Genomic DNA, 7208 nt, shown 5'->3' with positions numbered 1-7208 from the left:
GTGGGGCTGGCGGCGGCGGCGCCCCAGGTGTGCCCCGAAGACCTGTACTTCCGCATTGTATCTGCTCACCTCGCACGAGGGGGCGAGGGGGGGGGCGGGGGCGCGGGGGGCGCCCGGCGGGCGGCGCCGCGGCGGGCGCTGCCCGTGGTCCGACGGACCGGTGCGGGCGGCGCCGGCGGCGCGGCACCGGCTAGATGAACTTCTGGCCCGCGAGGAACTCGGCGAGCTGCTTGCCGCCCTCGCCCTCGTCCTTGACGATGGTGCCCGCGGTGCGCGCGGGGCGCTCGGCGACGGTCTCGACCGCGGTCCAGGCGCCTTCCAGGCCCACCGCGTCGGCGTCAAGCTCCAGGTCTTCCAGGTCCCAGGAGACGACCTGCTTCTTCTTGGCCGCCATGATGCCCTTGAACGAGGGGTAGCGCGCCTCGCCTGACTGGTCGGTGACCGAGACGATCGCCGGCAGCGCGGCCTCCAGCTCCTCGCTGGCGGTGTCGCCGTCACGGCGGCCGGTCACCTTGCCGTCGGCCACGGCGACCTCCGAGAGCAGGGTCACCTGGGGCACCTCAAGGCGCTCGGCGAGCAGCGCGGGCAGCACGCCCATGGTGCCGTCGGTGGAGGCCATGCCGCACACCACCAGGTCGAAGCCGATCTTGTCGAGGGCCTTGGCGAGCACGAGCGAGGTGCCCAGCGCGTCGGTGCCGTGCAGGTCGTCGTCCTCCACGTGCACGGCCTTGTCCGCGCCCATCGACAGCGCCTTGCGCAGCGCGTCCTTGGCGTCCTCGGGGCCGACGGTCAGGACGCAGATCTCCGCGTCGTCCGCGTTCTCGGAGATCTGGAGCGCCTGCTCGACCGCGTACTCGTCCAGCTCGGACAGCAGACCGTCCACCGCTTCGCGGTCGGTGGTCAGGTCCTCGGCGAAGTGCCGGTCGCCGGTGGCGTCGGGCACGTACTTCACACAGACAACGATCCTCAAGCTCACGCCGGCTCTCCTACTGCATCGTCTCTTCGCAAACTGCCGTGTGTGGGCAGCATAGGCGCCTTCAGGGGCAGACCCCGATCGGGGCGGCTCGCACCCTCGACCAAAATATTACTCGTCAGTACAGCTACGGTTTTCCCCGTCCGCAAGGCCGTTGAACTGTGACCTTGCCAACGGCGCGGGGCGGGATTCCTCAGTCCCGCAGAGCGTTGAAGCGCCCCTGGTGGTAGAGGAGCGGCCGACCGGTGCCCGTCGGGTCGCCGGCGTGCACGCGGGCGATCACCACCCGGTGGTCGCCGGCGGGTATCCGGGCCTCCACCTCGCACACCGCCCAGGCCAGAACGCCGTCGAGCAGCGGCACGCCCTCGGGGCCGCTGCGCCAGCGGGTGGGCGGGGCGAACCGGTCGGCGCCGCTGCGCGCGAAAGTGGCGGCCAGCTCCCTCTGGTGCTCGCCCAGCAGGTGCACGCCGAGCCAGCGGGCGGTGGCGAGCACGGGCCAGCTCGACGAGGTGGTGCCCACCCCGAAGGAGAGCAGCGGCGGCTCGGCGGAGACCGAGGTCAGCGAGGTGGCGGTGAAGCCCACCGGCCGCTGTCCGCTGGCGGTGATCACGGCGACGGTGGACGCCTGCCGGCGGAAGAGGGAGCGCAGGACGTCGGCGCCGGCGAGCTGGGGCGCCTGGAGGTCGGACGAGGCCGTCATGGACTGTTCCTTCTGCGGGGAGTGCTGCCGTCCCCCCGTGCCCGCACTCCCACACCGGGCCGACCGGGGTCTACCGTCATCGCCGTCGCCGCTCAGGGAGCCGGACAGCGCGCGCTCGCGTGGCGGAGGAGGTCCACGTGGACCCGCCCGTAGAGAAGGAAACCTGGTCGCATCACGTCAGAGTGACCACGCGTGCACACCGCGGTCAAGACCGTCAGGCCGGGTGGGAGATCCATCACGGTCCGTCACAGGGCCCGGCCGACGGCGGCGATGACGTCGACGGTACGGGGCTGTCCCTCGGCCGCCGAGACCACCCGGCCGTCCGCGTCGAGCACCAGCACCGTCGGGGTGCGCCGGATGTCGAGGCGACGCACCAGCGCCAGCCGGTCCTCCGCGTCGATCTCGACGTGGTGCACGCCGTCGACCATGGCGGCGACCTTGTCCAGGACCCGTCGGGTGGCCCGGCAGGGCTGGCAGAACGCGCTGGAGAACTGGACCAGCGTGGCCCGCTCGCCGAGTTGGCCGGGCGCCAGGTCGGCGGCCGTCAGTCGGTGCGTCATACATCAAGCATGCGGCATGCCGTACGGGGCAAACCTCCAGGGAGTCCGAGGGGACTGCTCGGCGGCGACTTTGGTTGCCTTCCGTGACGAGGATCTCCCTCCGGAGCGCCCCGAAGGCTGGCCGCGACGCCCGACATCAGGCACGATCAGCGGAAAGCCCGTAGCTACGGCAGCGTAACTTCCATCGGGAGAACCTCCCAAGGAATGGCAGAAGGGTCCCCTTGATGGCAGAGCTCGTCTACCCACCGGTGATCGGCGTCGCCCGTTCCATGTTCAAGGCGCTGGATCTGCGCTTCGACATCCAGGGCACGGAGAACATTCCGCGGCGCGGCGGTGCGGTCCTGGTGAGCAACCACATCGGGTACCTCGACTTCGTCTTCGCCGGTCTGACCGCCCGCCCGGCCAAGCGACTGGTGCGCTTCATGGCCAAGGAGTCGGTCTTCCGGCACAAGGTCTCCGGGCCCCTGATGCGGGCGATGAAGCACATCCCGGTCGACCGCAAGCAGGGCATCGACGCGTACCGGCACGCGGTGAAGTCGCTGCGCTCCGGCGAGATCATCGGCGTCTTCCCCGAGGCCACGATCTCCGAGTCCTTCACGCTCAAGAACTTCAAGTCGGGGGCGGCGCGGATGGCGCAGGAGGCCAACGTGCCGCTGCTGCCGATGGCGCTGTGGGGCACCCAACGCCTGTGGACCAAGGGCCACAAGCGGGACATGGGGCGCAACCACTTCCCGATCACCATCCGGGTCGGCGAGCCGCGGGAGACCCCGCCGGGCGTGTCGGCCGACTCGCTCACCGAGCGGCTGCGGACCCGGGTGCAGGAACTCCTCGAAGCGGCGCAGCGCGCCTATCCGGTGCGTCCCAAGGACGCGGACGACACCTGGTGGGTCCCCGCCCACCTCGGCGGCACCGCGCCCCCGGCGCCGGTCAGGGCCGCGGGGCACTGACCGGTCGCCCGGCGCGGTAGGTCCGACCTGGCCGGCGGTCCGGCCCTGGTCTGCTGGTCTGTCCGACCTCGCCGGCTCGGGCCAGCGGCCCGCTACGGCTTGCTGCGTCTCGGCAGTGCGGCGGTCCGGCACGTCAACGGTCCGGCCTCCCGCCTTCCGACCTCCCGCCCCGGCCAGGCGGCGTACGGGCAGCCGCGCCCAGGGCATGGGCGGACGTTCTGCGTACCGGCAGCCCCATGACGTACGGGCAGCCGCTCGACGTACCGGCAGCCCCGTGGCGTACGAGCAAGTCGCTCAGCGTACGAGCAGTCCCGTGACGTACGAGCAGTCGCGAGGCGTGGCGGCGTGCGACGGCCGACCGGAGGCGAGGCGTCCGGTCGGCCGGTGCGGAGGCGAGTGGTGCGCTGCGCCAGCAAGGCTCGCTCCCTGTGCCAGCGGTGGCCGGCGTAGCAGGTCGGTGTGAGCCGTCGGGTCAGCGGCCCAGTTCCTCCTTGAGCGCGGTGACGAAGTCGTCCACGTCCTTCTCGGTGGTGTCGAAGGAGCACATCCAGCGCACCTCGCCGGCGGACTCGTCCCAGAAGTAGAAGCGGTGGCGCTTCTGGAGGCGTTCGCTGACCTCGTTGGGCAGCCGGGCGAAGACCGCGTTGGCCTGCACCGGGTAGCAGATCTCCACGCCGTCCACGGTGCGCACCGCGTCCGCCAGCCGCTTGGCCATGGTGTTGGCGTGCCGGGCCTGGCGCAGCCAGAGGTCCTTGGCGAGCAGCGCCTCCAACTGCACGGAGACGAACCGCATCTTCGAGGCGAGTTGCATCGACAGCTTGCGCAGGTGCTTCATCGCCCGCACCGCGTCCGGGTTGAGGACCACCACGGCCTCGCCGAAGAGCATGCCGTTCTTGGTGCCGCCGTACGACAGCACGTCCACGCCCGCCGCATAGGTGAACGCCCGCATCGGGACGTCGAGCGAGGCCGCGGCGTTGGCTATCCGCGCGCCGTCCAGGTGCACCTTCATGCCGCGCTCGTGGGCGTGGTCGCAGATGGCGCGGATCTCATCGGGCGTGTACACGGTGCCGAGTTCGGTGCTCTGGGTGATCGAGACGACCTGCGGCATGGCCCGGTGCTCGTCCTCCCAGCCGTACGCCTCGCGGTCGATCAACTCTGGCGTGAGCTTGCCGTCCGGGGTGGGCACGGTGAGCAGCTTCAGGCCGCCCACCCGTTCCGGGGCGCCGCACTCGTCGACGTGGATGTGCGCCGAGTCGGCGGCGATCACCGCGCCCCAGCGGTCGGTGAGCGCCTGGAGCGCGACGACGTTGGCGCCGGTGCCGTTGAAGACCGGGTAGGTCACCGCCCGCGGGCCGAAGTGGCTGCGCATGACGTCCTGGAGGTGGGAGGTGTAGTCGTCCTCGCCGTAGGAGACCTGGTGGCCCTCGTTGGCCAGGGCGAGGGCGGCCATGACCTCCGGCGGGGCACCGGCGTAGTTGTCGCTGGCGAACCCCCGTACCTGTGGGTCGTGGCGGCGGCGGGCGTCGGTCGTACGGGGCGTTACGGCTTCGCGGTCAGCCACAGGCGGTTTCCGTTCACCTCTCGGGCGGGCTGCTCCCAGACCCCGGCGATGGCAGCCGCCAGGTCCTTGACGTCCGTGAAGCCCGCGAACTTCGCGTTGGGGCGCTCGGCTCGCATGGCATCGTGCACCAGCGCCTTCACCACCAGGATGGCAGCCGCCGACGTCGGCCCGGCATCGCCCCCCGCCTTGCGGAACGCGTCGGCCAGCGCGAGGGTCCACGCCTCGGCGGCGGCCTTGGCTGCGGCGTAGGCGGCGTTGCCCGCACTGGGCTTGGTCGCGCCGGCGGCGCTGACCAGCACGTACCGTCCGTTGGCGCTGCGCCGCAGGCCGTCGTGGAAGGCGAGTGAGGTGTGCTGCACGGTGCGGATGAGCAGGTCGTGCAGGAACGTCCAGTCGTCCAGGTCGGTCTCGGCGAAGCTCGCCGAGCCCCGCCAGCCACCGACCAGGTGCACCAGGCCGTCGACGCGGCCGAACTCCTTCTCGGTGCGCGTCGCCCACTCGCGCGCGGCCAGCGGGTCGAGCAGGTCGACGGTGTCGCCGGTGACGGTGGCGCCGCCGTGCGCGTACCGGGCCGCGTCCACGGCCTCGGCCAGCCGGGCCGCGTCCGCGTCGGAAGCGACGACGGTGGCGCCCGCCTCCGCGAGCCGCAACAGGGTGGCGCGCCCCGCGGGGCCCGCGGCACCGGCCACCGCGATCACGGCGCCCTCCAGGGCGCCTCCTGCCGGTGCCGCCGCACCGGCCAGCGTGTTGTCGGTCATGATCGTCGCCTCCTGGTCGGACTGCTGGGACGGGGTCACGCAGCCACCGCGTCCATGTGGTCGGCCGTGATGCCCTTGGCCGAGACGATCACGGTCCTCAGCTTCTTGGCGAGGGCTTCGTAGAACATGCTGAGCGGGAACTCGTCCGGGAGCACCTCGTCCACCAGTTTGCGGGGCGGCAGCGACAGGTCGAGGGCGTCGGGACCCTTGGCCCATACGGAGCCGGGGTGCGGGGCCAGGTAGGAGGCCACTAGTTCGTACGCCTTGAACCAGTGCACCAGCTTGGGCCGGTCGATGCCGTCGCGGTAGAGCTTCTCGATCTCGCCGCAGAGCTGGTTGGTGACCTGCGGCGCGCGGCCCCAGTCGATGTGCAGGGTGTTGTCGGTCCAGCGTACGACGTCGTGCTGGTGGAGGTAGGCGAAGAGGAGCTGCCCGCCGAGGCCGTCGTAGTTGCGCACCCGGTCGCCGGTGACCGGGAAGCGGAACATCCGGTCGAAGATCACGGCGTACTGCACGTCGCGGGCCTGCGGCAGTCCCTCGTCGGCCAGCTTCACGGCCTCCTTGAAGGCGGTGAGGTCGCAGCGCAGCTCCTCCAGGCCGTACATCCAAAACGGCTGCCGCTGCTTGATCATGAACGGGTCGAACGGCAGGTCACCGTGGCTGTGCGTACGGTCGTGGATCATGTCCCACAGGACGAAGGCGTGCTGGCAGCGCTGCTGGTCGGCGAGGAGCTCGCGGGCCTCGGCCGGCAGCTCGATGCTGAGCGTGTCCACCGCGGCCGTGCTGACCCGCCGGAAGCGCGCCGCCTCCCGGTCGCAGAAGATGCCGCCCCAGCTGAACCGCTCGGGCGCCTCCCGTACGGCGATGGTCTCGGGGAAGAGCACGGCGGAGTTGGTGTCGTACCCGGCGGTGAAGTCCTCGAAGGTGATGCCGAGGAAGAGCGGGTTGTCGTAGCGGGTGCGCTCCAGCTCCGCCAGCCACTGGGGCCACACCATGCGCAGCACGACTGCCTCGAAGTTGCGGTCCGGGTTGCCGTTCTGCGTGTACATCGGGAAGACCACGAGGTGTTGGAGCCCGTCGGCGCGCTGCTGTGCCGGCTGGAAGGCCAGCAGCGAGTCCAGGAAGTCCGGGACGCCGTAGCCGGAGTCGGCCCAGCGACGCAGGTCGGCGACGAGGGCGCGGTGGTAGGCCGCGTTGTGCGGCAGCAGGGGGGCCAGCTCTTCGACGGCCGCGACGATCCGCTCGACCTGGTGCCGCAGGGCGTCGGCGGTGGGCGCGCCGTCCGCCGTCAGGTCCACGGAGCCGTCCTTGGCCTGCCACGGCCGTACGGTCTCGACCGCGTCCTTGAGGACGGGCCAGGCCGGGTGGTCCACCACACGCTCCGCGGACAGAACGTCACTGACCGCCGCTTCCGGCGCGAGAATTTTCGTCATGATCACTCCTCCACGGAAGAACCTCTCGTGCTGCCACCGTATCCACGGAGGGATCAGCTCCTCAAGTGGACCTACGGAAATTATCCTGCCGAACCCGGGTTTAGACCGCTGTTTTTCCTGTACTTACCGGGGTTAGGGGCCAGGAAAGTCCGTCCGGGCCCGCCGGGTCGAGGCTCGACCGCGATGGGCGTCCGCAGGGGATCGGCCCGGCGCGGGGCCGTCGCCCGGCGGATTCACGCCGTACACCCTCCGTACTCGGGCGGGCGCTACGCTGAC

The 7208-nt window shown here is 71.2% G+C and carries 7 protein-coding genes; 1 reads left to right on the top strand and 6 read right to left on the bottom strand.

Translation table 11 applies throughout. The features are described 5' to 3' along the window. Positions 1–190 precede the first annotated feature (190 nt). From AAHZ94_RS04900 to AAHZ94_RS04890, 3 genes are all read right to left on the bottom strand, one after another. Positions 191–976, bottom strand: a complete 786-nt coding sequence (locus AAHZ94_RS04900; RefSeq protein ID WP_349990808.1) for an electron transfer flavoprotein subunit beta/FixA family protein — start codon at positions 974–976, stop codon at positions 191–193. 190 nt (positions 977–1166) lie between these two features. Then, positions 1167–1673 carry a flavin reductase family protein gene (locus AAHZ94_RS04895; RefSeq protein ID WP_349990807.1) on the bottom strand — a complete coding sequence of 169 codons (507 nt, stop codon included), beginning with the start codon at positions 1671–1673 and terminating at the stop codon, positions 1167–1169. 245 nt (positions 1674–1918) lie between these two features. Beyond that, positions 1919–2233: a TlpA family protein disulfide reductase gene (locus tag AAHZ94_RS04890; protein WP_349990806.1), complete on the bottom strand. Its 315-nt coding sequence runs from the start codon at positions 2231–2233 to the stop codon at positions 1919–1921. Between the two features lie 224 nt (positions 2234–2457). Between AAHZ94_RS04890 and AAHZ94_RS04885 the strand changes: the two genes are divergently transcribed. Next, on the top strand, positions 2458–3180 hold the full coding sequence (locus tag AAHZ94_RS04885) for a lysophospholipid acyltransferase family protein (protein ID WP_349990804.1): 723 nt from the start codon (positions 2458–2460) through the stop codon (positions 3178–3180). Positions 3181–3652: 472 nt separating this feature from the next. Here the strand turns inward: AAHZ94_RS04885 and AAHZ94_RS04880 are convergent, their stop codons facing one another. The 3 genes from AAHZ94_RS04880 to AAHZ94_RS04870 are packed head-to-tail and all read right to left on the bottom strand — an operon-like array spanning position 3653 to position 6932. Further along, positions 3653–4741 (bottom strand): threonine aldolase family protein, encoded by a 1089-nt coding sequence (locus AAHZ94_RS04880; RefSeq protein WP_349990802.1) that lies wholly within the window; start codon positions 4739–4741, stop codon positions 3653–3655. Then, on the bottom strand, positions 4720–5499 hold the full coding sequence (locus tag AAHZ94_RS04875) for an SDR family NAD(P)-dependent oxidoreductase (protein ID WP_349990809.1): 780 nt from the start codon (positions 5497–5499) through the stop codon (positions 4720–4722). The genes AAHZ94_RS04880 and AAHZ94_RS04875 overlap by 22 nt, the downstream gene beginning before the upstream one ends. A 35-nt stretch (positions 5500–5534) precedes the next feature. Continuing rightward, positions 5535–6932, bottom strand: coding sequence for a DUF6421 family protein (locus tag AAHZ94_RS04870; protein ID WP_349990800.1), 1398 nt, complete (start codon positions 6930–6932; stop codon positions 5535–5537). Positions 6933–7208: the final 276 nt, after the last annotated feature.

The sequence above is a fragment of the Streptomyces sp. HSW2009 genome (genome assembly GCF_040240285.1).
Taxonomy (GTDB): Bacteria; Actinomycetota; Actinomycetes; order Streptomycetales; family Streptomycetaceae; genus Streptomyces.
Note: the sequence above shows the minus strand (reverse complement) of the source record. Positions and strands in the feature narration are given on the sequence as shown.